The organism is Paractinoplanes rishiriensis (assembly GCF_016862375.1).
Lineage (GTDB): Bacteria > Actinomycetota > Actinomycetes > Mycobacteriales > Micromonosporaceae > Actinoplanes > Actinoplanes rishiriensis.
The window spans coordinates 1-26,811 of sequence record NZ_BOMV01000115.1 but is presented as its reverse complement, the minus strand read 5'-3'; the positions used below and the strand labels follow the sequence as shown (position 1 = coordinate 26,811).

Genomic DNA, 26,811 nt, shown 5'->3' with positions numbered 1-26,811 from the left:
GGATGGGCACTGTGAGTAATGACCGCAGAGATCGTGCGTCCACGGAAGAACGTCGGCGCCAAGGGCCGACAGCTGTCGCCTGAGCAGGCCGCAGCGGCAGCGATGGTGGCCGAGGCCCGGCAGCGAGGGTTGGCGCTGACCGGCCCTGACGGGCTGCTGAAATTGTTCACCAAGAATGTCCTCGAAACAGCGCTGAACGAGGAGATGACCGAACACCTCGGTCACGAGAAGAACCAGGCCGACAACGGTCGCGTTTCGACGAATGTGCGTAACGGCAGAAGATCGAAGACGGTGGTCTCGGACGCGGCCGGTGAAGTCTCTATTGATGTTCCCCGCGATCGTGAGGGCACATTCGAGCCGAAGATCGTGAGGAGACGGCAGCGCCGCCTCGGTGAGGTCGACGAAATGGTGCTGTCGTTGTACGCGAAAGGGCTGACAACCGGCGAGATCTCAGCGCATTTCGCAGAAATCTACGGCGCGTCGATTTCCAAGGAGACGGTCTCCCGGATCACCGACAAAGTGGTGGCCGAGATGACGGAATGGTCGTCGCGGCCCCTCGACGTCGTCTACGTCGCCGTGTTCATCGACGCCATCGTCGTCAAGGTGCGCGACGGCCAGGTCGCGAACCGGCCTGTCTACGCGGCTATCGGGGTCACCGTAGACGGCCGCAAGGACGTCCTGGGCCTGTGGGCCGGCACCGGCGGTGAAGGCGCGAAATTCTGGATGAGCGTCCTGGTCGATCTGAAAAACCGCGGCGTGTCCGATGTGTTCTTCCTGGTCTGCGACGGACTGAAAGGGCTACCCGGCGTCGTGGAAGCAGTGTGGCCGCAGACCATTGTTCAAACCTGCATCATTCATCTCATCAGGAACACCTTCCGGCTGACCTCACGCAGGGACAGCGACGCCATTAAGAAAGATATCAAGCCGATTTACACGGCGCCGAACGCCGACGCCGCACTCGCTGCCCTCGACGATCTGGAAGAGAATTGGGGAACTCAATATCGGGCGATGATCCGGCTGTGGCGTAACGCGTGGAACGAATTCATTCCTTTCTCGACTACGACGTCGAGATCCGCACGATGATCTGCTCGACCAACGCCATCGAATCGTTGAACGCCCGCTACCGCCGCGCGGTCCGAGCCCGCGGCCACTTCCCGACCGAGCAGGCCGCAATGAAGTGCCTGTACCTTGTGACCCGCAGTCTCGACCCGACCGGCACGGGCCGTACACGATGGACAATGCGCTGGAAGCCTGTGATCAACGCCTTCGCCATCACGTTCGGTGACCGCTGGCCGACCGCCGAGACCTACTAACCGAATGCCAGAAACACCGTTCGCGTTACGGACCCGCGGTTGATGATCGGCGTCCGTCATGGGGTCATTGTGACCACATCACTGCTGCTGGGGTAGTGGTCGAACGTTGCTTGTTCTATGGCAAGTAACACCGATCGGGTGACCAGCGAACGCGCTGCCCGATCCCGGCGGTGGCCGGGCGTTGAACGGAGCTGACTCTTTGCTCTGCGTGAGCGTCCGCGTTGGTGTTGCGTTCGCGGATCATGCGGCGCAGGCCGGCTCGGGCGGCCAGCAGGTCGTCTTGAGCCTGCTCGAGCTTGGTCGTGAGGGCGCCGTTGTCGTGTCGAAGCTGGTCGATGGTGGCATTGGCGGCGTCGGTCTCGAGGGTGAGTTCGTTGATCCGCGCGATCAAGTCGGGGGTGTGGAGCTGGTCGAGCTGGCTGCCGAGCTGGCGCCGCAGCCGGTCGCGCAGGTCGTCGTTCTCTTTTCGGGTCCGCGCGTTGGCGTCCCCGCATGATTGCCAGTTCGGCTTGCAGTCCAGCGGGTCGCGCCCAGGCGCCGACGTCGTTTACCTGGTGGCGGGGATGTTGGGATTGTTGCCGGAGCGGCAGGAAGGTGAGCGGCAGAACTCGCTGGGCGGAGGCGGCCCGCATGCGCCGTAGAACCCGGCTGGCCTTTTCGACCTCCGACCTTTCGACCGGGTCCAGCGCGTGCAGTCTTTGGTGCATGCGTTCGGCGACGTCGCCGAACGCGGTGACCTGCTCGTCGAGGTTGCGCACGACGAAGTCCGCGGCGTCCATGGCCAGTGCGGTCTCCCGGTCGGCCCGTAGTTCTCGCACGTGGGTCCTCCACTGCCGGAAGATAGGACGGGTCCGGCCGGTAGAAGCCGCAGCCGGAAGTTCACTGAACGTCGCCGCACCACCGTGACGGCGCCGGCCGGTGAGACTGACCGACGACGGCACCCCGACCGCGACCAGGCCTCAGGTACGTTTGTCGGCCGGGTCGATACCACGGAACCGTTCAAAAGCCACTGTCACCGCCCCAACTGATCTCCCGGATGACGGCGACGCCATTGGAGTTCGCCCTCGACCTCGCCGCCCCGCTCGTCGCGTTGCTGAAGCCCGTACAGCGGCCCGTTTGTCCGCGTCGCTGGCGTGCAGATTCGGCTCCATCGACGACACCGACACCTGCCCGAGCAGGCTCTGGACAACATCGCGGGCCACCCCGGCCCGGATCCACCCCGTACCACCGCGCCGACCACCAGCGCACCGGCCGGACCCGGCCGGCGTCGGCCTGGTGATCAAGACCGACGGCACCACTACTGGACACAGAACTTCGGTCGCGTCTGACAAATCCGCGCGGCGGCCGGTCGACTTTCGACCGGCCGCATCCGCGGTATCCCACTTCGCTGATCACGAAAACGTGCGGGCGTAGGTACATGCGCAGTTTGCGGGCGAGCCGAACCCGATCCGCCTTCAGCGCCGGCGATGGAGGGTCGCCGATCATGGCCTGGTGGCGGGCGGGGTCGAGCATGTCGCGCTGGAAGATTCGCGCGTCCGCGGTCGAGGATCCAGATCAACGTGTCCAACGCCGGATCGGCCAGGCCGGCAAGGTCTCGGAACGGGTGAGGTGCCGGGCGAGGTGGATCTTCTCGATGCGAGTGCGTTCAGCGTCGCGTACCACGGGTGCCGACGCTGGCGAGTCCGGCGTCTGCGTGGCCATGGTCTTCCCTCAGATCGAGGACTCACATCCGGCGCGGGTGGCGGCCCCTTCCGCGTCCAGCGTCCGGCGAGTATAACTAACTAACCAGTACATACATTGAGGCGGCAGGAGCTCTCAGGCAGTTCCGGCCGTAGTCACCTTCCGTTGCTCCGCAGCCGGCCAGGCCACCGAGGAAGGCAGGGCGTCGTGCTCATCGCTGATCATCATGCTGCGCAGTACACGACAACCGGACCGGCGAGCGCTGCGCAACTGACGATCGCCAACGCATGCTTGTTCGCGTCGCTGTTCTCAGCTGCCGTCATGAAAGGTCGGCAGGATGGACGGTGGCATCGGGCCCTTGTTGCGGCGGCCCTGACCGGTTTCCTCCCAGGCGTGGGCAAGGATGCCGACGCTGCGGCTCAGCACGAACAGGCCCCGTGCCAGTGGTGGCGGGAAGCCCAGCTCGGCGTACACGACGGCGGTGCAGCCGTCGATGTTGATCGGCACGGGCCGGCTGCTGCCTTCGGCGAGGACTCGTTCGATCGCGTGTGCGGCCCGCAGGTAGGTTCCGTCCACGACACCGTCGGTAACAGCGTGTTCCACTTGGCCGAGCAGGGGATCTCGGCGCGGGTCGACGGTGTGGAAGCGGTGTCCGAAGCCGGGCAGATATTTGGACTGGGCCTGCCAGGTTTGGACGGTCGCCGCGGCGGCGGTGGCGAGGTCGGTGCCGTCCTGATGCAGCTGCCGGACGTCGGCCAGCAGGGCCATGCATTGTTCGCCGGCGCCGCCGTGCACGTCACCGAGCAGGTTCACCCCGGTCGCTACCGCGTTGTTCAGGCCGATGCCGCAGGTCGCTGCCATGCGCGCCACCGCGATGGACGGCGCGTGCGGTCCGTGATCCACCGAGGCGACGAGTGCCGCCTCGAGCAGGCGCTCCTGGCCGGCGGTAGCGATCTCGCCGCGCACCATGAGCCAGATGATTCCGGGGAAGCTGATCGAGCCGATCAGGTCCTGCACCGGTTGCCCGCGCAGTTCGATGCGGTTGGGCTCGATTCGTGAGACGCTCGTCGCCCACCAGTCGGACACGTCCTGGACGGTCGGTTCGGGCCGTTCGTCGGTCACGGTGCGGTCACCTCGCCGGTGGGGCATTTGTATTCGCCGTTGTGTTCGCCAAGCAGCGGTGGCGGTGCCGTCGGCCGCAGGGGTTCGCCGTTGACCAAGACCCCGTTGCCGGTGACTCGCAGCGTGCGGTTCGGATCGCCGGGGAACTCCAGCTCGGTGAGGAAGCCGCGCACCTTCAGTTGGTCGAGCTCCATCGCCTGCGGAACAGTGAGGATGCGGGCTGCCGGGACTCCGGCTGTCGACAGGCGTTCTTCCCACTCGATGGCTGGCCGGCCGCGCAACGCGGTGTTGATCTCGTCGTTGAGCGCCGCCCGATGCTGTTTGCGGGCCTCACGTTCGGCGAACCTTGTGTCGGTGAGCAGGTCGGTACGCTCGATGATCCGGCAGAGGGTGTCGAACTGCTCCTGCCGGTTCGCGGCGATGTTGAGAGCTCCGTCCGCCGCTTGAAAGGTACCGGACGGCGCGGCGGTGGCATTCTGGTCGCCCATCGGTTCCGGAGGGACGCCGCTGACGAGGTAATTCGACGCCGCCCATCCCATCGCGGACAGCGACGTCTCCAGCATCGAGACGTCCAGGCAGACGCCTTTGCCGGTCCGTGTCCGGCCGGCGAGTGCCGCGGCGATTGTCATGGCGGCGACCAGCCCACCGATGGTGTCGGAGACCGGGAACCCGACTCGCAGCGGCGCGGTCTGCGGGGTCCCCGTGACGCTCATCATGCCGGACAAGCCCTGGATAATCTGGTCGTATGCCGGCGCCTGGCGCATCGGCCCGGTCTGGCCGAACCCGGAGATCGCGCAGTACACCAGGCGCGGGTTGATCCGCTGCAGGGCAGCCCAGTCGTAGCCGATCCGGCTGAGCACGCCGGCTCGGAAGTTTTCCAGCAGCACGTCCGCTCCGCGCAGCAGGCCCTCGAAGGTCGTGCGGTCGGCGGGGTTCTTGAGGTCGAGTTCGACGGACTTCTTGCCCGCGTTCTGCGCGAGGAAGGAGGCGCCGATCCCGGCGTGATTCAGGTCCGGCTCCGGACCGAGCTTGCGGGCGAGGTCGCCGTCGCCGGGTCGTTCGATCTTGACGACTTCCGCACCGAGAAGCATCAGTTGGTAGCTGCAGTACGGGCCGGCCAGGACGTTGGTCAGGTCCAGGACCTGGACGCCGTGCAGTGGTCGATCGTCATCCATGAGACGTGCCCCTCGGTCGTCATCGGGCGGGCAGCCCGGCGTGGCGGAACTGCTCCCAAATCTTCCGCGGAGCCAAGGCATTGCGAGGCGACCTCGCGGCCCGTACGTTACACCTAGTCCACAGAGCGGTCCATATGGTCTGCCAAGTGGTTCACCGAGGAGTGCTGATGACTGACGACCCGCAGGACGTGCCGATGGCTGTCGGTTGTTTGGTCGCCGGGGAGTGGCTGGTTGACGGGCAGCACGCGGACCGGGTCAGTCCCTGGACCCGGGCCGTCGTCAGCACTGCTCGGCAGGCTGGCGATGCTGATGTCGAGGCGGCCCGGCGTTATGCGCGTCGAGGTGCCAAGGCGGTTGCCCGGATGTCGCCCGCGGCGCGCGCCGGCGTACTCGAACGCGCCGCGGACACGGCCCTCGCCCGGCGCGATGAGCTGGCCCGGTTGCTCGCCCTGGAACTCGGCAAGCCGGTCAAGGACGGCCGTGGCGAGATCGACCGGGTGGCTGACACCTTCGCGGTTTGCGCCGCCGAGGCTCGACGCATCGGCGGCGAGGTCCTGCCGGTGGCGGGTTGGGCCCGCGGTGTGGGCAACACTGCGCTGACCCACAGGGCCCCGGTCGGTGTCACCCTCGCCATCACCCCGTTCAACGCGCCGGCGAATCTGCTCGCCCACAAGCTGGGCGCCTCTTTTGCGGCCGGCAACACGACGATGGTGAAACCACCGCCCCAGGCCCCGGCCTCTTCCGTGGCGGTGGTGCGCCTGCTGCTCGACAGCGGGATGCCGCCCGAGGCGGTGCAGGTGCTGCATGGCGGCGGCCCGGTCGGTGCGGCGCTGAGTTCCGCGCCCGAGGTCGGGGTCATCAGCTTCACCGGAAGCCCGGAGACGGGTGCGGCGGTGGCCCGCTCGGCGGGCGCCAAACGTCTGGTCATGGAACTCGGTGGCAACGCCGCGACGATCATCTGCGAGGACGCGGACATCGCCGCAGCCGCCCGGATCTGCGCCGCCACCGGCTACAGCAACTCCGGGCAGAGCTGCATCTCGGTGCAGCGTGTCTACGTCCACCGCAGCCGTTATGCGGAGTTCCTCGAGGCGTTCACCTTCGCGGTCGAGAAGCTCACGGTCGGGGATCCGCTCGATCCGGCCACGGATGTCGGCTCGATGGTCGACGACGACGCGGCTGAACGAGTCGTCGCGTGGGCGCAGGACGCCGCCGCCGGCGGTGCGAGCATCACCACCGGCGGCCGTCGCGACGGCGCGACGGTGATCCCCACTGTCGTCGCGTCCGCACCGGCTGATGCTCGTCTGATTCGTGAGGAGGTGTTCGGCGCCGCCGTCGCGGTGCAGTCGTTCGACGACTTCGACGAGGTGCTGGGCACCTGCAACGAAAGCCGCTACGGGTTGCAGGCCGGCCTGTTCACCCACGACGTACGCCGGATCCTGACCGCCTGGCGCGAGCTTGAGGTCGGCGGACTGATCGTCAACGGTTCCTCGAACTTCCGCCTGGACCACGTGCCGTTCGGCGGCGTCAAAGACTCCGGCTTCGGCCGGGAGGCACCGCGCTGGATGATCGACGACTACACGGTCGTCAAGACGCTCCTGCTGCGCGGCATGTCCCTTCACGGAGACCAGGAGGAGATCTGATGGGCTCGGTCACCGCCGCCGAGGCGATGGTTAACCAGCTGGAGCAGTACGGGGTCGAGTACATCTTCGGCACCTGCGGGCACACCAACATCGCGCTGCTGGACGCGATCGGGCGAAGCAGCATCACGTTCGTCATCGCCCGGCACGAGCAGGCCGCAGCGCACGCGGCCGACGGCTACGCCCGGGCCAGCGGCCGCACCGGCGTGGTGCTCATGCATGTCGGTCCCGGTCTGACCAACGGGGTCACCGGCGTGCTCACCGCCGCCCTCGACTCGGTTCCGCTGGTGGCGATCGCCGGTGACATCCCGTCTTACTACCACGGCAGGCACCCGCACCAAGAGGTGAACCTGCACGCCGACGCCGACCAGACCGCGATCTACCGGCCCTTCGTGAAACGGGCCTGGCAGGTCCACCGGGCGGCCGACCTGCCTCGCTTCACCGAGCGCGCCTTCTGGACCGCGGCCTCCGGGCGGCCAGGCGCGGTGCTGCTCAGCGTGCCGATGGACCACTTCTCCCGGCCAGCACCGGTCGACACCGGCAGCACCTACCCCTTGGCAGCCCCGCATCGCCCGGCGCTGGCCGCAGAGGTCGCCGATCGCGTCGCCGACATGCTCCTCGCCGCGGACAAACCCCTTATCTACGTCGGAGGCGGTCTGCGTCGCAGGCCCGGGCTCGACGCGCTGCGGTCGCTGATCGAACACCTGGACATCCCGGTCGTGCACTCGCTGATGGCCAAGGGGACACTGCCCGACAGCCATCCGCTGCTGCTCGGCATGCCCGGCTTCTGGGGCCTGGAGGTGACCAACCAGTACACCCGGGAGGCCGACATCGTCCTGGCCCTGGCTACCCGTTTCGCCGAGACCGACGCCAGCTCCTGGGACACCCGCTACACCTGGCAGTTCCCGCCCGGCCGGCTCATCCAGATCGACATCGACCCGGCCGAGATCGGCCGCAACTACCCGGTCGAGATCGGCGCCGTCGCCGACGTCGCGCATGCGGTGCAGGCGATCGACACCGCCGTCCGCGCCCGCTCGCCGCAGCCCCGCCGCCGCGAAGGGCTACGCGAGACCATCACCATGACAAGGCGGACCCTGTTCACCGACAGCCGCGAACGCGGCACCAGCGACAAGTTTCCGTTACGCCCGGAACGCATCCTCACCGACCTGCGGGTGAACCTGCCCGCCGACGCGGTGCTGGTGACCGATGTGGGCTGGAACAAGAACGGGGTCGCCCAGTGCTACGAACTGCCCGAGCAGGGGCGTTTCATCACACCGGGCGGCGCCTCGACCATGGGTTTCGGCCCGGCGGCGGCGGTCGGTGTGCAGATCGCCCAACCCGAGCGGACCGTGGTCGCCCTGATCGGCGACGGGGGCATGAGCGCACAACTCCCGGCGCTGCCGATGGCCGTGGAGCAGGGCGCACCGGTGATCTTCGTGGTCATGAACAACCGATCCCACGGCACCATCAGCGACTTGCAGGCCGCCAACTTCGGGCAGAGCTTCGGCTGCGACTTCACCGGCCCGGATGGCACGCCGTACAGCCCGGACTTCGCCGATCTCGGCCGCGCCTGCGGCGCTGACGGCTATGCCGTGAAAAGCGCTGACGACCTCGGGGACGCGCTGCGCGCGGCCCTTGCCGCCCGGCGGCCGACGGTTATCGACGTGCCGATGATCAACGAACCGGTGCCTACTCCCGGGCATTGGAACATCAAGGACATCTACCAGGGCATCTTCGGCTGATTCCCGGAAGGTCAGGTCGTCTTGCCGGAACGGTTGTTCATCCTCAACGGCCCGAATCTCAACATGCTCGGCCGGCGTGAGCCGCACCTGTACGGCCGGACCACGCTGGCCGACATCGAGAGCCGATGCAGGGCAGTCGCCGAGGAGCTCGATTTCGACCTGTTCTTCACCCAGTCCAACGCCGAGGGCCAGCTCATCGACTGGGTTCACCAGGCTTATGAGGAAGCGGCCGCAGTCATCGTCAACCCGGCCGGGCTCTCCACCCGTTCCGTCGCCCTCTACGACGCTCTGCGCATGCTCGACCGGCCGATCGTCGAGGTGCACCTCACCAACGTGTTCGGCCGCGAACCGCTCTATCGCAACTTGCTGACTGCGGCCGCCGCCTGGGGGTTTCTCGCGGGCTTCGGTGCGGAGGTCTACGAAATGGGAATGCGCGGACTGGCCGGCCACCTGTCGCGAGGCGGCCAGCCGTGCGGATAGGGATCATCGGCTGCGGCCGAATCGCACGCAACCACGTCAGCGCGCTCCGCGGTATCGACGGCGTCCGGGTAGCCGCGGTAGCTGACGTCGATGCCCGGCGCGCTCGTGCGTTCGCCCAGGAGCACGGTGTCGACAAATCCTTCGGCGACGTGGAACAGCTGCTGGACGCCGGTCTCGGAGCTGTGACCATCTGTACCCCGCACGCCGAGCACGAGGCCGGGGTACTCGCGGCGGCGCGCCGCGGTGTGCACGTGCTCTGCGAGAAGCCGATTGCCCTCCGGGTCGAACAGGCCGAGCGGATGATCACCGCGACCGACGCCGCCGGCGTGCGGTTCGGGGTGCTCTTCCAACGCCGTTTCTGGCCGGCGGCGGCGCGCATTCGCGCGGCGATCGACGACGGACGGATGGGGCTGCCGATCTGCGGCGGAGTCGTGGCCCGGCTCAACCGGGGAGCCGACTACTACCGGGCCGAGCCATGGCGCGGCCGCTGGGAAACGGAGGGCGGCGGCGTCCTGATGACCCAGGTGATTCACCACATCGACCTGCTGCAGTGGTTCATGGGTCCGGCCCGAAAGGTCACCGGCCGCTGCGCCACCCTCGTCCACCAGCAGATCGTCGAGGTGGAGGACACTGCAGCCGCCCTCATCGAGTTCGCCTCCGGCGCGCTCGCCACGGTTCAGGCCGGTACCACCTTCCAGCCCGGGCTCGGAGTGCAGGTGTGGGTGAGCGACGCGCACGGCCGGACGGCGAGCCTTATGGAATCACCGGAGGGCATCGCCTACACCGACGTCCGGACCCTGCCCGGTGAGGAGACGTTCGCCGGCGCAGGGGGGCCATCCGACCTCTCGTTGGCCGAGATTCATGACCATCTGGCGCCCTACCATGCCCTGCACATCGCCGACTTCGTGGCGGCGCTGCGCGACGGCCGGGATCCGGCCGTGACCGGCAGGGAGGCGCTGCGATCGCTGGCGATCGTCGAGGCCGTTTACGAGTCGTCGCGTTCCGGCTCGGCCGTGGAGTTGTCGTCGTGACAGCGGGGAAACGGTCAGCTGCTGAACGGGCGATCGAAGCCCCGTTCGGCCATCTGCCGGGCCATCTGCTGCAGGTCAGCAGCAAACTCCGTGACCCGATCAGGCGTGAAGCGGAGCGTAGGCCCGCTCAGCGCCAGGGCGGCGACGACACCGCCGGTGTGGCCGAGCACGGGTACGGCCACCGCGGAGAGCCCGTCCTCGCGTTCGCCGTGGCTCTCGCCGTACCCCCGCTCGGCGGCCTCGGCGATCCACCCGCGCATCGTCTCGGCATGCTGTCGCCCGTAGGGCGAGGTCTTGGCGATCCGCTCCACCAGGGCCGGGGTGGCGTCGCGCAGCAGAACCTTGGAGGAGGCGCCGGCCCACATCGGCAGTTCGTCGCCGACCTGCACGACGTGCCGCAACGGTTGCGGGCTCTCCTGCTGAGCGACGCATACCCGGTAGATGTCGCGAACCACGTACACGTTGACCGTCTCGCGCCGGCGGGCGGCCAGCTCACGCATGCCGCGCTGGGTTTCGGGTGGCAGCTCCCAGCTGCGGCGGGCGAGGTGGGCCCAGCGCCACAGTCCAGGCCCGGCCATGTATCCGCTGCCGGTGGCCCACAGCAGGCCGCTCTGTTCGAGAGTCGACACCAGACGCAGCACCGTCGTCTTGGCCAGCCCGGTCTCCTCCACGATCTGCCGGATCGTCAGCCTGGGCCGGTCGTCGGTCAGCAGGCCGAGAATGCCCAGCGCCCGCTGAACGCTACGTACTCCCTGCTGATCGGCCGCCTCCGCCGCGGCGTTGCGGGTAGTAGGCACGTCCACGGTTGCGCACTCTCCTCGTATCCCGGAAACGATTCGTCGACCATCCTGCCTGCACCGCCCCGATTCTCGGGTGCGGGCCTCCGCATTCACATATCCGTAACGGACCGGACTCAAGCCCTTGTCACGGCCGCGGGACGCCCGTACCTTACGCGTAATCCGCAGAGCGGTTCAACTGGTCCGCTTAATGGTCCGCCGTCAGGCTGGCCGCCAGGTGTGATTTGCCGACACATATCTGAGAGCGAGGCACATTTGCTGAGGAACCCGTCCCGTACCGCTGGCCCGCGGGGCCGGCGAACGGGTCACGCACCGGGAGCGACAGCCGATGGCCGCTGAACCGGAAGCCGTACCGGATGGCCCCGCCTCGTCAGCCGAGCCGGAGGCCCGGCGAGAGTGGCTCGAGCCGAGAATCCTGCGCCTCTGGGGCTCGATCGAGCTCTGGATCGGCTGCCTCGCTCTGGTGACGATCTTCGTCAGTGTGCTGTGGCAGGTGGTCAGTCGGTTCGTGCCTGCGCTCAACTGGCCCGGCGTGAGCGAGCTCGCCAACTACTCGCTGATCGTGCTGACCTTCATCATGGTCGGCTACCTGATCGGCAACAACGGCCACATCGCCATCCAGATCATCGACTACCTGGTGAAAGGACGCGCGTTCGTGCTGGTCAAGGCGGTGTCTGCGGCCTGCACGGGCGTGATCTGCGCACTACTCGTCTGGGAGGCATGGGAGCTGATCCAGGCCTACCCCACCCGGACGACGGCCGCCCTGGGCATCCCGATCTGGATCCTGTACGCGGTCCCGATGCTCGGGTTCGCCTCCGGAGCGGTCCGCGCCTTCGTCCGGGTGTTCGCCGCCAACCGCGACGAGGCCCCCTTCAACGCGGCGGAGGCGAAATGATCCTCGAACTGTGGATGGTCGGCGCGGTCATCGCACTGCTGCTGCTCATCCGGGTGCCGGTCGGCCTCGCCTTCATCGGGCCCAGCCTCTGGTACGCGCTGGCCGACGGCCGCTCCGCCGGATTCGCCGTGAAGACCACCTTCGACGGGCTCAACAGCTTTCCGTTGCTGGCCGTCCCCCTGTTCATCCTGGTCGGAGTCTTGGCCAACCGGCTCGGCATCGCCGACCGGCTCTACGAGTTCTGCCTCGCCGCGCTGGGCCGGCTACGGGGCAACCTGGCGTACGTGAACGTCGGCTCCGCTGTTGGCTTCTCCTGGATGAGCGGGTCCGCGCTGGCCGACGTGGCCGGCCTCGGCAAGATGCAGATCCCGCAGATGATCAAGGCCGGCTACCCCGCCGGCTTCGCCTCCGGCCTAACCGCATCGTCGTCACTGATCAGCCCGGTGATGCCGCCGAGCATCCCCGCCGTCATCTACGCCGCGACAGCAACGATCTCCACCGGCGCCTTGTTCGCCGCATCCGTCCTACCCGCCTTCGCCATGGCCGCCGGGCTCTGTGTCTACATCCTGATCTGGACCATGCGGCGGCCACAGTTCGGATCGATACCGTTCGACCGTGACCGTTTCGTCCGTGCCGCGCTGGGGGCCGTCGGTCCGCTCCTTACCCCGGTGATCCTGTTGGGCGGCATCCTGTCCGGCACCTTCACCCCGACCGAGGCCGCGTCCGTAGCGGTCCTCTACATGCTGGTCCTCGGGCTGGTTTACCGCTCCGCCACGGCCCGCGTGCTGCTCAAGTCGCTGCGCGAAACTGCGGTCATCACCGGCGGCATCACCCTCATCCTGGGCGCTGCCGCACTGCTCGGCCTGCTCCTGACCCGTGCACACGTCTCCCGCAACATCGCCGAGTACCTCACCTCGGTGTCGGAGAACCCCTGGGTCTTCATGATCCTCGTCAATCTCATCCTGCTGGTTCTCGGTGCGCTCATCGACGCCACCGCGGTCATCCTGGTGACGGTGCCGGTGTTGCTGCCTATCGCCGTGGACCTCGGCGTCGATCCCGTTTATTTCGGCGTCGTCATGATCATGAATCTGATGATCGGTCTGCTGACCCCGCCGGTGGGAAGCGTCCTCTACATCACCAGTTCCGTTACCGGCAAACCAGTCGACGTCGTGTTCCGCGGCGTTGCGCCGTTCCTGATTCCCCTGATCGCCGTGCTGATCCTGGTCACCGCACTGCCGGGCTTCGTGCTCTGGCTGCCCGGCCTCCTCGGATTCTGACCGACCAACCCGCCGTCCCGTACCGGGAGGAGAACACCATGCACCGACGTCCAGTAGGGTGGCACCGCCTCACCGCAGCGCTCACCCTCCCGATAGCACTCGTACTCGCCGCAGGCTGCTCCACCTCGAGCAACACCCCCGCCGCCGAGGGCGAGAACCCCACCCTGAGCATCAAGATCGGTAGCTCGCAACCGGAGAGCCAGCCGAACTTCTACTGCGGCATGAAACTGCTCAAGGAACGGGTCGAGGCGCAGAACCTCGGCCTCACCATCGAAATGTTCCCCAACAGCCAGCTCGGACCGGATGCCGAGCGCTTCGCCGGCGTACAGAGCGGCGACATCGACATCGACCTGCAGGGCGGCTCGGCGATGTCGACCGCCTTCCCCCAGATCGGTGTGCTCGACGCAGCCTACGCCTTCAACGACATCGACCACTTCTTCAAATGGGTCGACGCGAACGGCAAGGACTTCTTCGCCGATTTCAACACGGCCACCAACACCACCATCGTCGACGCCTGGTACTTCGGCATGCGCACCTTCACCGCGACCAAGCCGATCCGCAAACCGGAGGATCTCGCCGGTCTTAAGATCCGGTTCCCGAACACCCCACAGTTCCTGGCCAACGCCAAGGCGCTCGGCGCCAACGCGGTCGCCATCGCCGTCGAGGAGCTCTACCTGGCGCTGCAGCAGGGCGTCGCCCAAGGCCAGGAAAACCCGGTGGTCGCCACCCACGCGCAGAAATTCGACGAAATCCTCAAGGTGGCCAGCCTCACCAACCACCAGGTCGGCGCCCACTACGTGGTGATCTCCGACAAGACCCTCGACAAGATGAGCCAGCCGCAGAAGGACGCCCTGTTCAAGGCAATCCACGACATCCGCGCCGAAAACCGCAAGTGCGTCGACGACGAGACCGAGAAGGTCCTCGACGGCTGGCGGGGCGATTCCACCCGTACCGTCGTGGAAATCGACCAGGTCGACCGCGACGCCTTCATCAAGAAGGCCGAAGCATTCTTCAACAGCCACTACACCGGCGAGAACCTGGAGCTCTACAAGAGCGTCCGGACCTCCGCCGGATGACCCACGTGCTGATCGGACTGGTCGGTGCCGGCATCGGCCAGTCCCACTCTCCGCTGCTGCATCAGCGGGAGGCCGACCGGCACGGCATCCGGCTGATCTACACCACGATCGACTCGCATGTCATCGGCTTGCGCGCCGCTGATCTGCCCGACGTGCTGCGCTGGGCACGCACGCTCGGCTATCGCGGGCTCAACGTCACCCACCCGTTCAAGCAGGAGATCATCAAACACCTGGACCACCTCTCGGCCGAGGCGCGCACGCTCGGCGCCGTCAACACCGTCGTCTTCGACGACGACACCACCACAGGACACAACACCGACGCGTACGGCTTCCAATGCGCGTTCGCCGAAGAGTTCCCCGACGCGCCCCGGCGTCACGTCGTTCAGCTCGGGGCCGGTGGTGCCGGATCAGCCGTCGCCCACGCCATGCTCGGCCTCGGCGCGGAACACCTCACCGTCGTCGACATCGACCGGGCCCGGGCGCTTACTCTCGCCGACCGGCTCGGCCCCCGCGTCAGCGTCGCCTCCCCGGCCGGGGTGAGCGAACTGCTGGCCACCGCTGACGGCGTCATCAACGCCACTCCGATCGGCATGGACCATCACCCCGGCTCGCCGGTCGCCGCCACCGACCTGCGCGCCGGCATGTGGGTGGCCGACCTCGTCTACCGGCCCGCCGACACCGCGCTGCTGCAGGCCGCCCGCAGCATCGGCGCGCCCACCCTGCCCGGCGTACCAATGAGCGTCTACCAGGCGGTCGCCGCGTTCGAGCTGTTCACCGGCCGGTCGGCGGACCCCGGGGCGATGTTCGCCGATTCGGCCGAACTGCTGCGAGCCGGTCGCTGAACTCGGCTCCCGCTATGCAGCGTCGTACCGTTCATCGCCCTGCTGATCGCGGTGGCGCTGCTCAAAGTGCTCGCGGCTGACTGGTGGGCCCGGCTGCGCAACAGGGCGCTGGTCGGAGGCCGCACTTCTTCGCCCGGATCGCAGCAGAATCCGCACCTCGGGGCTCGCGATCAGGCGCGGCACGGCGAGTATTTTCTCACGGCGGGCCGGCTTCCGGGGCGATCTCCTGCTGGGCGCCGATCAGGAGGACGCGCGCTCCGGTTCCCGCGAGGGCGTCGCCGACCGCGAGTCCCGCCCGGTCGGCGACCCAGACGGTCACCGTTGCGCTGTCGTGTCCGGAGCCGTTCTGAGAGAGCCAGGCGCGTACGCCCGCCACACGAGGCAGGTCGATGCCGGGCACGGCCGGCAGCGCGTCGATGCCGCCGGCGGCCACGATCACCGTCTCCGGCGCGATCGCGGCGACCGCGGCCGGATCGGCGGGTGTCGACAGCCGCACGTCCACCCCGGCGCGCGCCAGCTGGCTGCGATACCAGTCCGTCAGCCGGCCGAACTCCGGACGGGTGGGAAGACTTGCCGCCAGGCGGAACTGACCGCCGACGATGGGGGCCGCCTCGAGCAGCGTTACCTGATGCCCTCGTGCCGCCGCACTCAGGTTGACGCCCACCAGCAGAACGGTCGCAGCCAATCCAGCGAGCATTTTTGGCATCTGACTCGATCGGTTTTCCGGCATGGTTGCCGCCCATCGTCGAACCGCCCACGTTGCGCGGGGGCGAGGTTGCGGGCCCGGCGAGACGTGAGTCACCGCCTCGCCGGGCCGGCGGCGTGTCCTACTTGCGGATTCGTACCGTCGCTGTCGATGTGAGCTGCTGTTGCTTCCCTTCGTGCCGGAAGTTGGCCGTCAGGGTCAGCGGCACGGCGTCGTCTTCTGGCACGTTGTTGTCGAGGTCGGCCTTGTCGAAGACCACGAACAGCGTGCGGCCGATCGCCTTCGCGTGTGTGGCCGTGACGGGCGTCTGCGACAGTGGTGTCCACAGTTCGACCCCGCCGTCGAGCCGATAACCGGCCGGTAGGGACAGTGTCGCCGTCACGACGCCCCGGACTCCGGTGAAGATCCCGGTCCGGGAACCGAGGTCGACTGTCTCGGGGGTGAACCGCAGCGCACCCGGGAGGTCCCGGGGCGTCGGGTACACCTCGATCTTGCCGGCCGGCCGCGGGTCGGTGCAGTCGTTGAAGAAGTACTCACCGGCGCGGTCGAACGTGAACTCGAAGCGTTCCCCCGGAGCCAACCGAGGATTGAACAAACCTTCGAAGTACTGGGTCGCACAGTGCGGCAGCTGGTTGGGGAAGTTCGGGAACGTCTCCGCTTCGGGATTGAGGAACGTCACGGTGGTGCCCACCGGCACCCGCAGATGGGTCGGCGCCATACCCCGCTGCGAGGTGCTGTCCCGCGCCGCGGCGGTGTCCGTCGTACGGTCCTGGCGGCCCAGCAAAACCGTGTTGCCGACGGTCGCTCCTTCCACCGGGCCGCCCTGCACCGGACGGCGGATCGTCAGCGGAGCCGTGTCCGGCCCCTCCTGGCTGCCCGACTCGGTCGTGTAGGTGCCGCCGAGCTTGAAGGCCCACAGCGAGTCGCCCTGAGTCACCGAGCCGCCGTAGGGGTTCGTGGACCCGGCGGCGAGAACCGCAACGTACTGTTCACCGCCGGCGAGGTAGGTGATCGGGGCGCCCGAGATACCCGACCCGGTCTGGAACTCCCACAGGACATCACCGTCGCGGGCGTCCATCGCCAGTAGGCGACCATCGATCTGGCCGGCGAACAGCAGATCGGTCGCGGTCGTCATCGGGCCTTGGCCGTGCGACATGTCCGTGCCGAGGTGGTTGCGCCACCTCACCTTGCCGGTCGAAGCGTCGTAGGCGAGGATGCCTCCGGTCTGGTATTGGCCGATCGCCCGCTGCCCGTTGGCGGTGGCGCCGTTCCAGTGCGCCACCGGGTTGGTGCCGTACGGGAAGTAGACCATGTTCGTGCTGTGGCTGTAGGAGTTGTTCGACCAGTCACCACCGCCGTTCTGGCTGGTGGTGGACAGGATCGGCAGGTCCCACTGCGGGTCGTACATACAGCCGCGGCGATGGTCCGAGGGATAGCCCTCCGGATAGGTCAGGAATGGCTCATCCACCTTGACGTAGCTGTCCGGATTGAAGACCAGGTTGCCGTCCGCGGCCGGCTGGTAGCCGTTGTAGTTCGGCACGGCACGCCAAGGGTCGCCCGGGACAGTGCGCGGGTCGAGCTTCTGCCAGACGACGCATTCGGGCAACAGCCGTTCGGTCGGGAAGGGCTGGGTCTCGGCGTTGTGCTGCCGGGAGTCCCGGATCATCGGCCTGTCGACGACCGGCAGCACGGGTTTGCCGTTGGCCCGGTCGAGCACGAACTGGTGTCCCGACTTGCTGCCGTAGAACACCACCTTGCGCTTCTGGCCCTTGACCCGGATGTCGGCCAGCGTCGGCGGATGGACGTTGTCCATGTCCCACACGTCGTGGCGGATGGACTGGTAGTGCCACTTGTAGGCGCCGGTCTTCAGGTCGACGGCGACCATGGTGGTGGAGAACAGGTTGTCGCCGGGGCGCAGCGAGCCGTCCTGCGAGCTGCGGCAGCTGCGCGGGTTGCCGAAGGTCATGTAATAGAAGCCGAGCTCGGGGTCGACCGCGCCGTGCATCCACGGCGTCGCTCCGCCCTCGAGGTTGCACTGCGTGCCGTCGGGCAGCACCGGCCCCCAGGTATTGCCGGCGTCGACGGAGTTGCCGTTGACATCGGTGTAGACGGTTCCGCGGTCCGGCCCGCCGAAGAAGTGCCACAGGTAGCCGCCGTCGCTGGCGCGGACCGCGACGACTGCGGCCCGGTCGCCGTTGGCCGCGTGGGCGAAGACGATGCCGTCGTGGTACACGGTCGCAACCCGGTCGAGGTTGCCGAGATCAACGCCGGCCTGGACGGCCGGTTGCACGGCCCAGACCTGGCCCCCGGTGTCCTTGTCGAGGGCGACGACGCGATCGCCGTCGGCGAGTGTGTAGACCTTGCCCTGGCCGATGGAGACGCCGCGTCGCGTGTCCGATGTCGCGAAGCCCTCCGGTGCCCACTTCCACTTGGGGACACCGGTGGCGCCGTCGACGGCGATGACCTCGCCACCGGGTGTGTCGAGGTAGATGACCCCGTCGGCGACGATCGGTGTCGTCTGCTGGCCAACGGCGTCGCTGGCCGGTGCGACCGCCGAGACGTGCGTACGCCATGCGGGGCCGAGCTTGTCGAGGTTACGACGCGAGATCTGCTTAAGCGCCGAGTAGTGCTGATTCGCGAGGTTGCCGCCGACCGTGGGCATGTCCGCCCCGGTCGGCTCCAGGCCCGGTGGTTCGGTCCGTTGATGCAACTCTCGAGGGCTCTGAGCGACGGCAGCCGACGGTACGACGGCGATCGCGACGGCGATCAGGATCGGTGCGAAGATTCGTGGTTTCATCGGTCGCCTTCCGCTACGGTTTGCCGCGCCGGGCCGGGGTACAGAACGGTTCGTTGCCCATGGCCGACTTGATGCCGTGCTCAACGTGTGCCTGGAACTCGGCGGCGCCGGGGAAGGTCGAGTTCTCCTGGAAAGCGGCGCCCTCATGGCCGAGCGTGGTGACCCACGAGCGGCCACCGTCGTAGTACTGACACCAGGTGACCGGATGGAAGGCACCGTGCCCGGGGTGTGATCCCTCGGCACCCGCGCCGTCCGCCAGCGTCCGCTCGTCAACGGTGGCGAGGAAGGTCACGTCGGTCGGGTACGGGACGAGGTTGTACCACTCGTCGGAGAATCCCCAGCGCCGCTGAAGGTCCTTGGTCGACACGTCCCGGTCGTTGACGATGACGACGTCGCCGGGCTGGCTACGACCGTGGTTGTAGTAGTTGGCGTTGCCGAGTAGCCCTTCGTACCACTGCCAGCCGTACTCGGTGCCGAAGGCGTTGTGGATCCCGACGAAACCACCGCCGCCCTGGATGTACTTGCGCAGCGACTCCCGGGCCCAGTCGAGGCGGGTTCCTCCTTGCGCACCTCGCGCGTGGTTCCACAGGGTGTCGCGGGTGGGGCTCATGAAGATCACGGCTTTGTAGCTGGAGTTCAGCCGCTCCATCGCCTGGACGTCCTCGGTGACGTGCACCTCGATACCGTCGGCTTCGAGAATTCTGACCAGTGCGGCCTGTGCCACGTTGGAGCTGTCCAGCGGCCGTGGCCACGCCGCCGGGTCACTGTGGTCGTGCGTGATCACGTACGGGCGGGGCAGTCCGAGGCCCTGAACACTCGCGTTGTCGGGATCCAGAACCCGACCGAGGTTCGCGTGCCGCGGTCCGGCGGTGCGCGAGTACACCAGCACCTTGTTGTCGCGTGCGGTGCCCCAGTCGCTGAAACAAGTCGGGTCCACTCCGCGACACACGCCGTACACTGGATCGATGCCGCTAGGGCTTCCGCGGTCCTTCGGTGACTTCGTGATCGCGAGTGCCGACGCCGGCGCGAGGATGGCAAGCGCGGCAACCGGCACCACTGTCTTGAGCCAAGAGTTGTTCATGTTGGACGCCTTCGCCTGGAAATGGGTTCCAGTTGCATATGACTTCGCTCCTCTGCGATGCCATGGATGGATCGATCGACGTGGCAGGGCGCCGTCATGCGGGGCCGGTGCCCGTGGACTGGCCTGCGCTGGGGTACACGGCGACCGGGTTCGAGCTCAGCGCGCCGGACGTCAATAACAATGCCGGTCCGGCCGTCGCGGACCGGCGACGCGCATCGAGCTGCTCACAAGCGCCTGCGGTCACCGCGGCGCCGGAAGGCCGAGGGGCTGTAGAAGCGAGTGACCGTGCCGTCTGCGGCCGCCTCGTGGCTGTAGTGCTTGAGAAAGTCCCACAGCAGCGGCGACTCCTCGGCCGTGGTGTTGTGGGAACGGTAAAGGTTCCTTGTCAGCTTGAGGACTGGAACGCCGGTGTGGTGGTCTTTCCACGTCCAGCTCTGGAAGCGATCGTGGAAGCCGCTGCGCCGGCCGGCGACGGTGTCGACGTCGGCCAGAGCGAGGCGGTTGACCGACAGGTGGTACTGCGCCCAACTGTCGAGGGAGTTTTGCACGTCGTCCCACAGGGTGCCGTCGAGGAACGTTAGGTCGCCGTAGCCGTAGATCTGGTAGTTGGGGATCATCCGGCCACTGGCCGGATACGCCACGCCGTCGATGGTGACGGTTCCCGAGGTGTTCGGGGCAGCGGTGAAGGAGGTCGACGCGACCGCGGCGAAGTACTCCGGGAAGGCGATGGCGAGGTTTTGCGTGACCGCGCTGCCGGCCGATTGCCCGGTGGAGTAGAGCCTGGTGGTGTCGACGTCGTAGCGTGCGGTGATCGTGTCCCGCAGCTGTCGATAAAAAGTGTTCGAGTCGCGGTGGCTGACCGACACCGATGTGTTGCTGTACTGTTCGCAGATTACGACGAGGATGAAGCCTTCCCGTTCGGCGACCTTCCACCATTGTGTGGCGTCGAGGAACACCTTGTCGGTTTGGCTGTTTCCCGGCCACACGAACAGGACGGGCGCTTTGTTCCGCCACAGCTGGCGGGCGGAACGAGGTACGTAGGTGAGGTACTCCCTGACGAAGCCCTCGACCATCATGGTGTGGACCTCGATGCCGAGCCGTTCGTAGTCGGCACGTTCGTATAGCTGGTTGCCGTACGCGAAAAAGTTCTCGTAGCGGGTGTACGCGGTGAGGAAATCGACGATCCGGCGGGAGCCGACCGGTCGGCGCTGGACCGCGACCAGCGAGATCGGCCCGGCATGGGATGTCATCCAGCGGTCGGATCCGCGGCGTTGCCGATATACCGTGCCGAGTGTGTCGTGCCTGGCTCCGGACGCCACGGTGTCGTTGGCGCGTTTCCAATAGGAGAGGCTGGCTGTGACCGTCCGCAGGTCCGGGTTGATGTACCACGTCGGCACTGGCGTTTCGTCGTACCGGGCGAGATCGAAACCTTTTGGAAACTCGACCGGTAGGTAGCCGTCGGTCTGTCCACCGAACTCGCGTGCCGCGTATGAGGCCAGGTAGGCGGCACTCAGCCCCGGTGAATCAATGTAGACCTGGCTGACGACTCGCAGCGGATGTGCCACCGCCCAGGCCTCCAGGGCTGGCCCGCCGCGGGCATATCCGACGAGATAGTGCAGCCCGAAGATCGAGAAATAGCGATTGTTCTGATAGAAGGAGATCGCGGCGTCCACGTAGCCGGTCTCGTCTTCGGCGCTGTCCCAGCCGTCCGGACCGGGTTCCAGTATGAACAGGCCCTCTTCGCGTTCGTCGGCTATCTCCCGCCAACGGGAGGAGTGCAGGAACTCGGCGGTGTCCACGCCGTCCGGTACCGCGATGACCGTGTAGTAGGACCTAATCGGTGTCTCCGGCGAGATGTACACCTTCGCGGTGCGCGTGCGGCCGGCGATGTCGAACGACTTGGTCCAGTAGCCGGTCATCTCCCGCGGCAGTTTGTTGGCCCGGGTGTAGTCGTAAGCCGGGAAGGGGCGCCCGTCGAGGGGCTGAGGTTCGCCGACCGTGGCAGCGGAGGCCGTCGCGGGGGTGGACGTCGATGTTGTCAGCACCGCGGTCACGGCGATCCCGGCGGTGCCCTGAAGAAGTCGGCGGCGGTCGATGGTGGTCATGGGCGTCACCTTTCGCGGTCAACCTGTGTTCCGCTGGACGGACCATAAGTGCCGCTGAATGGTTCGGTCAATGCCGCGTGACGCTTCCCGGCCAGCGACCTCCGGCTCGGACACGGCAGGGGTGCGCTCGATGCAACGGGTCCTAGTGCGTTGACCATGAACGTTTCGCCGGGTCGGTGACACGCCGGACGGCGTCCAGCAACTCGTGCGGCGAGGGAAACACGATTCCGTCCGGGTGCGCCGGGCGTTGATCATCATGGCGTCGGCGTCCGGAACACCGGTGTCCTCGATCGCTCGTCTGGTCGCCGCGCAGAGGACACCGTGCGTGACGTGATCCACGCGTTCAACGAGAGCGGTTTACGCGCGCTGGACCCTAAGGGCCCGACGATGAATTAGCTGGTCGGCGGTTTTCATGATCGGCTCGTTGGGTTCGGTGTGATGAGTGAGGATGCCCTAGCGGTGAAGCTGGCTGTGCTGCGGCCGCATCTGGATGAGCGGCAGTGGCGGTTGCTGCTGGGTGCTGAGGCCGTGGCGATCGGCCGGGGCGGGATCGCGTTGGTGGCCCAGTTGTCGGGGGCCTCGCGGACCACGGTGCAGGCCGGGGTGAGTGAGGTCCGGGCGGGTGTTGAGCCGGACGGGCGGGTGCGGGCGCCGGGCGCGGGCCGCCCTTCGGTGGAACAGGCTCAGCCGGGCATCGTCGAGGCGTTGGACGCGTTGGTCTCGCCGGAAACTCGCGGGGATCCGACGTCGCCGTTGCGGTGGACCACAAAATCTTTGGCTCAGTTGATGAAAGGCTTGTATGCCGAGGGTTTCACCGTCAGTAAGAAGACCGTGGCCCGGCTGCTGAAACAGGCGGGGTATCGGCTGCAAGCGGTGTTCAAGACGAAGGAAGGCGCTGGGCATCCCGACCGTGATGCCCAGTTCGCCCACATCAACGCTCTCGCCGCCACGTTCCTGGACGCCGGTGACCCGGTGATCAGCGTGGACACGAAGAAGAAAGAACTGGTCGGTGAGTACGCGAAAACCGGCCGGGAATGGCAGCCGACCGGTCAGCCCGTGCAGGTCAACGGTCATGACTTCCCCAGCGGCGTGCCGCGCGCGATTCCGTACGGGGTCTATGACATCGGCGCCGATACCGGGTTCGTCACCGTCGGGGTGGATCACGACACGGCTGCTTTCGCGGTCAACGCGATCCGCACCTGGTGGGACACTGTCGGCCGGGACCGATATCCGAACAGCAGCCGGCTACTGCTCACCGCGGACTGCGGCGGCTCCAACGGTAACCGGCCGCGGGCGTTCAAGGTTGAGATCGCCGCGCTCGCGGCGCAGACCGGCCTGCAGATCACGGTCTGTCATTTCCCGCCCGGCACCTCGAAGTGGAACAAGGTCGAACACCGCCTGTTCTCGTTCATCTCGATGAACTGGCGCGGCCGGCCACTGACCGACTACCAGGTCATCGTGGAGACGATCGCCGCGACCACGACCGAGACCGGGTTGACCGTCGCCGCAGTCATGGACACCAACCAGTACCCCACCGGAATCCGAGTCAGCGACGCGCAGATCAAAGCCGTTCCGGTCCAGCGATACGCCTTCCACGGCGAGTGGAACTACGTCATCCACCCTGGACCGATCCCAGAAGCGTTACGAAACCAGACAATCGAGCTGGAACCGACCACCTAATTCATCGCCGGGCCCTTAGGATACGGGAGCCACGGCCTGTGCCGGCGTCCCCGGAGTCCCCGACCCGGCCATGTCTCCCGCCTTCGACCTGCCGGATGCCCTATGACGGTTCGGTCGGCTCCCTCCTACGAAGGAATGTGCCGGCCTGATCAGCGTCCACAGCGCCGTTCCCACCCGCCGACGGCACCCTGTGACCTAAAGTCGGGCGGTCGGCGCGACGGGAGAGGTGCTCATGGCGGCAGGGACCAAGGACGATCCGTGGCTGCTGCGGACGCCGCCGGGGTCGTCGGAGTACACGATGTACCGCGACGAGGCCGCCGATCCGGCCGCGCTGGTCTGCCAGGTCGGCTCGACCAGATTGACGTATCAGTTGCGCGCGGTCGAGGACCTGCACGCGTGGCTTCGGGAGCTGGGTGACTGGGTGCCGCTCGGCGCCGCCGACGAGAACAAGCCCGTCGCGGACGGCACGGTCGAGGCGTGGGGCCGCTCACCGGACAACCCGGTAGGCGGGTGGTACGGGCTGCGCAAGGGTTACCGCGGCCGGTTCGGTATGTACCTGCCGCCGCTGCTGGAGGAGCTCGGCCTGGCGGAGCTGACCCACGACGCCCGTAACAATCGCATGCGCGCCCTGTGATCCTGCGAACTACTTCTCCAGGATCTGCTTGAGCCGGGCGAGGTCTTTCCGATTCGCGCGGCGCATCGCCGCCGCCAGCATCGGAGCGGTGACATTCCCGAACCCGGCCGGCTCGCCCTGATTACGCAATGTCATCCGGGTCCGGCCCGGATCAACCGGCTGCCATGTGTAGGTGGTTTCCATGGGGAATGGGCCTTGCGCAGTCCGCATGACCAGCCGTTCGCCCGGCACGAGCTCGATGACCTCGTACGTGTAGGCCAGCCGACGGCCGAGGAACCGGGCGACGAAGTCCACGGCCGAGCCGACCTGCACTGGCGGCTTGGTATGCCAATTCACCGAGTGGATGTTGGCATACCAGTGGGTAGCGTTCGACGGGTCACCGGCGTACGCGGCGACCGCCGCGCGCGGGCGGTCGATCACAATCTCGGTAACCACGTCGACGGCCACGCCTGCATGCTACGGGCTGGTGTCCGGGTACCGGTCGGGGACAAAATTTCTGGTGCGCGGATGTCGGGATCCGGGCGGCCCGTTCCGACCGTTCGGCGGACGGAAGGAGACACCCATGAAATACATGATCATGATGTTCGGTGGCCTGGGGGCCTCGCTCGCCGATCGCAGCCCGCACTGGATCACCGAGATGCAGACGGCGATGATGGGCATGGACGGGGAGCTGCGTGAGTCCGGTGAGGTGGTGGAAAGCCGGCATCTGACCGATCCGAGCGGGGCTACCACCGTACGGTTCGCCGACGGAGCACCCGCATCGACGGACGGCCCGTTCGCCGAGATCAAAGAGTCTCTAGCCGGGTACTGGATCATCGAAGGCGATTACGAGCGGGCGGTGCAGATCGCGTCGCAGGTGGTTGCGGTGACCCAATACCCCGTGGAGGTTCGCCGGATCATGGACGAATCGCCCGAGCAGATGTAGCCGGCGCTGGTGTCCGAACCGTTCGAGGACCTGCTGCGCCAACTGGCGCCGCAGGTCCTCGGCGCGCTCGTGCGCCGGTACCGCCAGTTCGACGCGTGCGAGGATGCGGTCCAGGAGGCATTACTGGCGGCCACGCGGCAGTGGCCCGCCGATGGTGTACCGGAACGGCCCCGCGCGTGGCTGACCACTGTGGCCGTCCGCGTGCTGGTCGATCACTGGCGCAGCGACAGCGCCCGGCGCCGACGAGAGGTAACCGTCGCGCTCGACCCGACCCATCAGCCGAGCGCGGGGGAGCCGGACGACACGCTCGTGCTGTTGTTTCTGTGCTGCCACCCGGCGCTGTCGCCGCCTTCGCAGCTCGCGCTCACCCTGCGCGCGGTGGGTGGACTCAGCACCGCGCAGATCGCCGCGGCATTTCTCGTGCCGGAGGCCACCATGACCCAGCGGATCAGGCGGGCCAAGCAGCGCATCCGCGAGGCCGGCGCCCGGTTCGAAACTCCCACGCCGGCAGAGCGGGCCGGCCGCCTCGCCGTGGTGTTGCACGTGCTGTATCTGCTGTTCAACGAGGGCTATACAAATTTCACCCGGGTGGATCTCGCCACCGAGGCGATCCGGCTCACCCGGCTGCTGCACCGGCTGGTGCCGTTCGAAACCGAGGTCGCAGGGCTGCTTGCGCTCATGTTGCTCACCAACGCTCGCCGTGCCGCCCGCACCGACGTAGACGGCTCGCTGGTGCCCTTGGCCGACCAGTGCCGCGACCGGTGGGACCGGGCGGCGGTCGCCGAAGGGCAACGCCTGCTGACCCGTATCCTCGGCACCGGCCCGGTCGGCCAGTACCAGATCCAGGCCGCCATCGCCGCCCTGCACGACGAGGCCCCTACCGCCGCCGACACCGACTGGCTGCAGATCCTCGCCCTCTACGACGTGCTCGTTCAGGTCGCACCCGGCCCCATGGTCACCCTCAGCCGTGCCGTCGCCGTCGCGATGGTTCACGGTCCCGCCGCCGGTCTGGGCGTACTAGGTACCCTCGCCGCCGACGACCGGCTCTCCCACAGTCACCGCCTGGAAGCCGTCCGAGCCCACCTGCTCGAACTGGCCGGCGAACCCGGCGCGGCCCGCGAGTCCTACCTGAACGCCGCCCGGATGACCGCCAGCCTGCCCGAACAGCGTTACCTCACGCACCGCGCCGCGTTGCTCCGTTGAGCGCCCGCGGTCACGAGTAAGCGGGACCTCACGACTGGGCGGAGGGCAGGTGCACCTCGAAGCGGCATCCGCCGACGATGTTGCGGACGTCGACCCGGCCGCCGTGGGCTTCGACCAGGCCGCGGACGATCCAGCCCTTCGAAGTCGCCGATCAGGATTGGTAACTCCTGTCGGCGACCGCGACGGCCAGAAGAGGCCGGACGATTGCATTCGAGGTGCGGGTGGGTCGCCTGCCGGTTGTCGGCTGGCTAGCCCGTACAGCTCAGGCGTGGGCCGGCAGGCCGAGGTGGCGAAGCGCCGAACGTCACTGGGCGCAGCGATGGCGGTGGGCGTCTACTGGCACAACCCCACGGTGCTGTTCCCAGCTTCGAACTGGGCGGTAAGCTGCAGGAGTGGGACAACCGTGAAAAGGGCTTGTGCGTGGAGAACGCGCGCCAGAACACGCGGTGGCGGGCGGTCGACGTGTTCTCGGAGCTGGTGCGCGACGTCCTGGAGTACGCCGAGGCGATGAGCCGGGCACCACAGGCTGTGACCGACGAACCGGTGGACCGGCTACGCGCCCAGCTCGGATCCGCTGCCGTGGTCGATCTCACCTCGGTGGTCGTGGTGCCGG

At 67.4% G+C, this 26,811-nt stretch carries 21 protein-coding genes and 3 pseudogenes; 16 read left to right on the top strand and 8 right to left on the bottom strand.

Annotated elements, in window-relative coordinates:
• Positions 1-18 precede the first annotated feature (18 nt).
• Both Ari01nite_RS46875 and Ari01nite_RS46870 read left to right on the top strand, forming a co-directional pair.
• Positions 19-1,313 (top strand): annotated as a pseudogene (locus tag Ari01nite_RS46875) (IS256 family transposase).
• 208 nt (positions 1,314-1,521) lie between these two features.
• Positions 1,522-1,809: a hypothetical protein gene (locus Ari01nite_RS46870; RefSeq protein WP_203790936.1), complete on the top strand. Its 288-nt coding sequence runs from the start codon at positions 1,522-1,524 to the stop codon at positions 1,807-1,809.
• Between the two features lie 1,493 nt (positions 1,810-3,302).
• Here Ari01nite_RS46870 and Ari01nite_RS46865 read toward each other — a convergent pair.
• Both Ari01nite_RS46865 and Ari01nite_RS46860 read right to left on the bottom strand, forming a co-directional pair.
• Positions 3,303-4,115, bottom strand: a complete 813-nt coding sequence (locus Ari01nite_RS46865) for a citryl-CoA lyase (RefSeq protein ID WP_239163626.1) — start codon at positions 4,113-4,115, stop codon at positions 3,303-3,305.
• A complete protein-coding gene (locus Ari01nite_RS46860; RefSeq protein ID WP_203790934.1) occupies positions 4,112-5,290 on the bottom strand; it encodes a CaiB/BaiF CoA transferase family protein in 1,179 nt (392 codons plus the stop codon). Before Ari01nite_RS46860 ends, Ari01nite_RS46865 begins: the two co-directional genes overlap by 4 nt.
• A gap of 167 nt (positions 5,291-5,457) precedes the next feature.
• Between Ari01nite_RS46860 and Ari01nite_RS46855 the strand changes: the two genes are divergently transcribed.
• Genes Ari01nite_RS46855 through Ari01nite_RS46840 form a run of 4 tightly spaced genes read left to right on the top strand, consistent with a single transcriptional unit; the run spans position 5,458 to position 10,180 of the window.
• On the top strand, positions 5,458-6,930 hold the full coding sequence (locus Ari01nite_RS46855; protein ID WP_203790933.1) for an aldehyde dehydrogenase family protein: 1,473 nt from the start codon (positions 5,458-5,460) through the stop codon (positions 6,928-6,930).
• The gene (locus Ari01nite_RS46850) at positions 6,930-8,669 is read left to right on the top strand and encodes a thiamine pyrophosphate-binding protein (protein WP_203790931.1); all 1,740 of its coding nucleotides are present in this window, start codon (positions 6,930-6,932) and stop codon (positions 8,667-8,669) included. The genes Ari01nite_RS46855 and Ari01nite_RS46850 overlap by 1 nt, the downstream gene beginning before the upstream one ends.
• 33 nt (positions 8,670-8,702) lie before the next feature.
• Positions 8,703-9,149, top strand: coding sequence for a type II 3-dehydroquinate dehydratase (locus Ari01nite_RS46845; protein WP_203790929.1), 447 nt, complete (start codon positions 8,703-8,705; stop codon positions 9,147-9,149).
• Entirely contained in the window at positions 9,140-10,180 is a 1,041-nt protein-coding gene (locus tag Ari01nite_RS46840; protein ID WP_203790927.1) for a Gfo/Idh/MocA family protein, read from the top strand. The genes Ari01nite_RS46845 and Ari01nite_RS46840 overlap by 10 nt, the downstream gene beginning before the upstream one ends.
• Before the next feature lie 14 nt (positions 10,181-10,194).
• Here Ari01nite_RS46840 and Ari01nite_RS46835 read toward each other — a convergent pair whose 3' ends face one another.
• Complete coding sequence (locus Ari01nite_RS46835) at positions 10,195-10,983, bottom strand: IclR family transcriptional regulator (RefSeq protein ID WP_239163625.1); 789 nt, start codon at positions 10,981-10,983, stop codon at positions 10,195-10,197.
• Positions 10,984-11,305: 322 nt separating this feature from the next.
• Between Ari01nite_RS46835 and Ari01nite_RS46830 the strand changes: the two genes are divergently transcribed.
• The 4 genes from Ari01nite_RS46830 to Ari01nite_RS46815 are packed head-to-tail and all read left to right on the top strand — an operon-like array spanning position 11,306 to position 15,067.
• Positions 11,306-11,872, top strand: a complete 567-nt coding sequence (locus tag Ari01nite_RS46830; RefSeq protein ID WP_203790925.1) for a TRAP transporter small permease — start codon at positions 11,306-11,308, stop codon at positions 11,870-11,872.
• Entirely contained in the window at positions 11,869-13,149 is a 1,281-nt protein-coding gene (locus Ari01nite_RS46825; RefSeq protein ID WP_203790923.1) for a TRAP transporter large permease, read from the top strand. Before Ari01nite_RS46830 ends, Ari01nite_RS46825 begins: the two co-directional genes overlap by 4 nt.
• A 38-nt stretch (positions 13,150-13,187) precedes the next feature.
• The gene (dctP, locus tag Ari01nite_RS46820; protein WP_203790921.1) at positions 13,188-14,225 is read left to right on the top strand and encodes a TRAP transporter substrate-binding protein DctP; all 1,038 of its coding nucleotides are present in this window, start codon (positions 13,188-13,190) and stop codon (positions 14,223-14,225) included.
• The gene (locus Ari01nite_RS46815; RefSeq protein WP_203790919.1) at positions 14,222-15,067 is read left to right on the top strand and encodes a shikimate dehydrogenase; all 846 of its coding nucleotides are present in this window, start codon (positions 14,222-14,224) and stop codon (positions 15,065-15,067) included. The genes dctP and Ari01nite_RS46815 overlap by 4 nt, the downstream gene beginning before the upstream one ends.
• A gap of 196 nt (positions 15,068-15,263) precedes the next feature.
• Here the strand turns inward: Ari01nite_RS46815 and Ari01nite_RS46810 are convergent, their stop codons facing one another.
• The 4 genes from Ari01nite_RS46810 to Ari01nite_RS46795 all read right to left on the bottom strand — a co-directional run bounded on the left by Ari01nite_RS46810 (position 15,264) and on the right by Ari01nite_RS46795 (position 21,705).
• Complete coding sequence (locus tag Ari01nite_RS46810) at positions 15,264-15,752, bottom strand: hypothetical protein (RefSeq protein WP_203790917.1); 489 nt, start codon at positions 15,750-15,752, stop codon at positions 15,264-15,266.
• A 142-nt stretch (positions 15,753-15,894) separates the two neighbouring features.
• Positions 15,895-18,570: an outer membrane protein assembly factor BamB family protein gene (locus Ari01nite_RS46805; protein WP_203790914.1), complete on the bottom strand. Its 2,676-nt coding sequence runs from the start codon at positions 18,568-18,570 to the stop codon at positions 15,895-15,897.
• Positions 18,571-18,583: 13 nt separating this feature from the next.
• The gene (locus tag Ari01nite_RS46800; RefSeq protein ID WP_239163624.1) at positions 18,584-19,519 is read right to left on the bottom strand and encodes a ThuA domain-containing protein; all 936 of its coding nucleotides are present in this window, start codon (positions 19,517-19,519) and stop codon (positions 18,584-18,586) included.
• A gap of 356 nt (positions 19,520-19,875) precedes the next feature.
• A complete protein-coding gene (locus Ari01nite_RS46795) occupies positions 19,876-21,705 on the bottom strand; it encodes an alpha/beta hydrolase family protein (protein WP_203790910.1) in 1,830 nt (609 codons plus the stop codon).
• A gap of 244 nt (positions 21,706-21,949) precedes the next feature.
• Between Ari01nite_RS46795 and Ari01nite_RS51350 the strand changes: the two are divergent.
• The 3 genes and pseudogenes from Ari01nite_RS51350 to Ari01nite_RS46785 form a co-directional block, all read left to right on the top strand.
• Positions 21,950-22,134, top strand: a pseudogene (locus Ari01nite_RS51350) (helix-turn-helix domain-containing protein); the annotation flags it as partial.
• Positions 22,135-22,191: 57 nt separating this feature from the next.
• Positions 22,192-23,436: an ISAzo13 family transposase gene (locus Ari01nite_RS46790; protein ID WP_438872304.1), complete on the top strand. Its 1,245-nt coding sequence runs from the start codon at positions 22,192-22,194 to the stop codon at positions 23,434-23,436.
• Positions 23,437-23,668: 232 nt separating this feature from the next.
• Positions 23,669-24,070, top strand: a complete 402-nt coding sequence (locus Ari01nite_RS46785; protein WP_239163623.1) for a DUF6855 family protein — start codon at positions 23,669-23,671, stop codon at positions 24,068-24,070.
• A gap of 9 nt (positions 24,071-24,079) precedes the next feature.
• Here the strand turns inward: Ari01nite_RS46785 and Ari01nite_RS46780 are convergent, their stop codons facing one another.
• Positions 24,080-24,517: an SRPBCC family protein gene (locus Ari01nite_RS46780; protein WP_203790907.1), complete on the bottom strand. Its 438-nt coding sequence runs from the start codon at positions 24,515-24,517 to the stop codon at positions 24,080-24,082.
• A 115-nt stretch (positions 24,518-24,632) separates the two neighbouring features.
• Between Ari01nite_RS46780 and Ari01nite_RS46775 the strand changes: the two genes are divergently transcribed.
• The 3 genes and pseudogenes from Ari01nite_RS46775 to Ari01nite_RS46765 form a co-directional block, all read left to right on the top strand.
• A complete protein-coding gene (locus tag Ari01nite_RS46775; RefSeq protein ID WP_203790906.1) occupies positions 24,633-24,995 on the top strand; it encodes a YciI family protein in 363 nt (120 codons plus the stop codon).
• A 6-nt stretch (positions 24,996-25,001) separates the two neighbouring features.
• Positions 25,002-26,198: an RNA polymerase sigma factor gene (locus Ari01nite_RS46770; RefSeq protein WP_438872305.1), complete on the top strand. Its 1,197-nt coding sequence runs from the start codon at positions 25,002-25,004 to the stop codon at positions 26,196-26,198.
• A gap of 420 nt (positions 26,199-26,618) precedes the next feature.
• Positions 26,619-26,811, top strand: a pseudogene (locus Ari01nite_RS46765) (hypothetical protein); the annotation flags it as partial.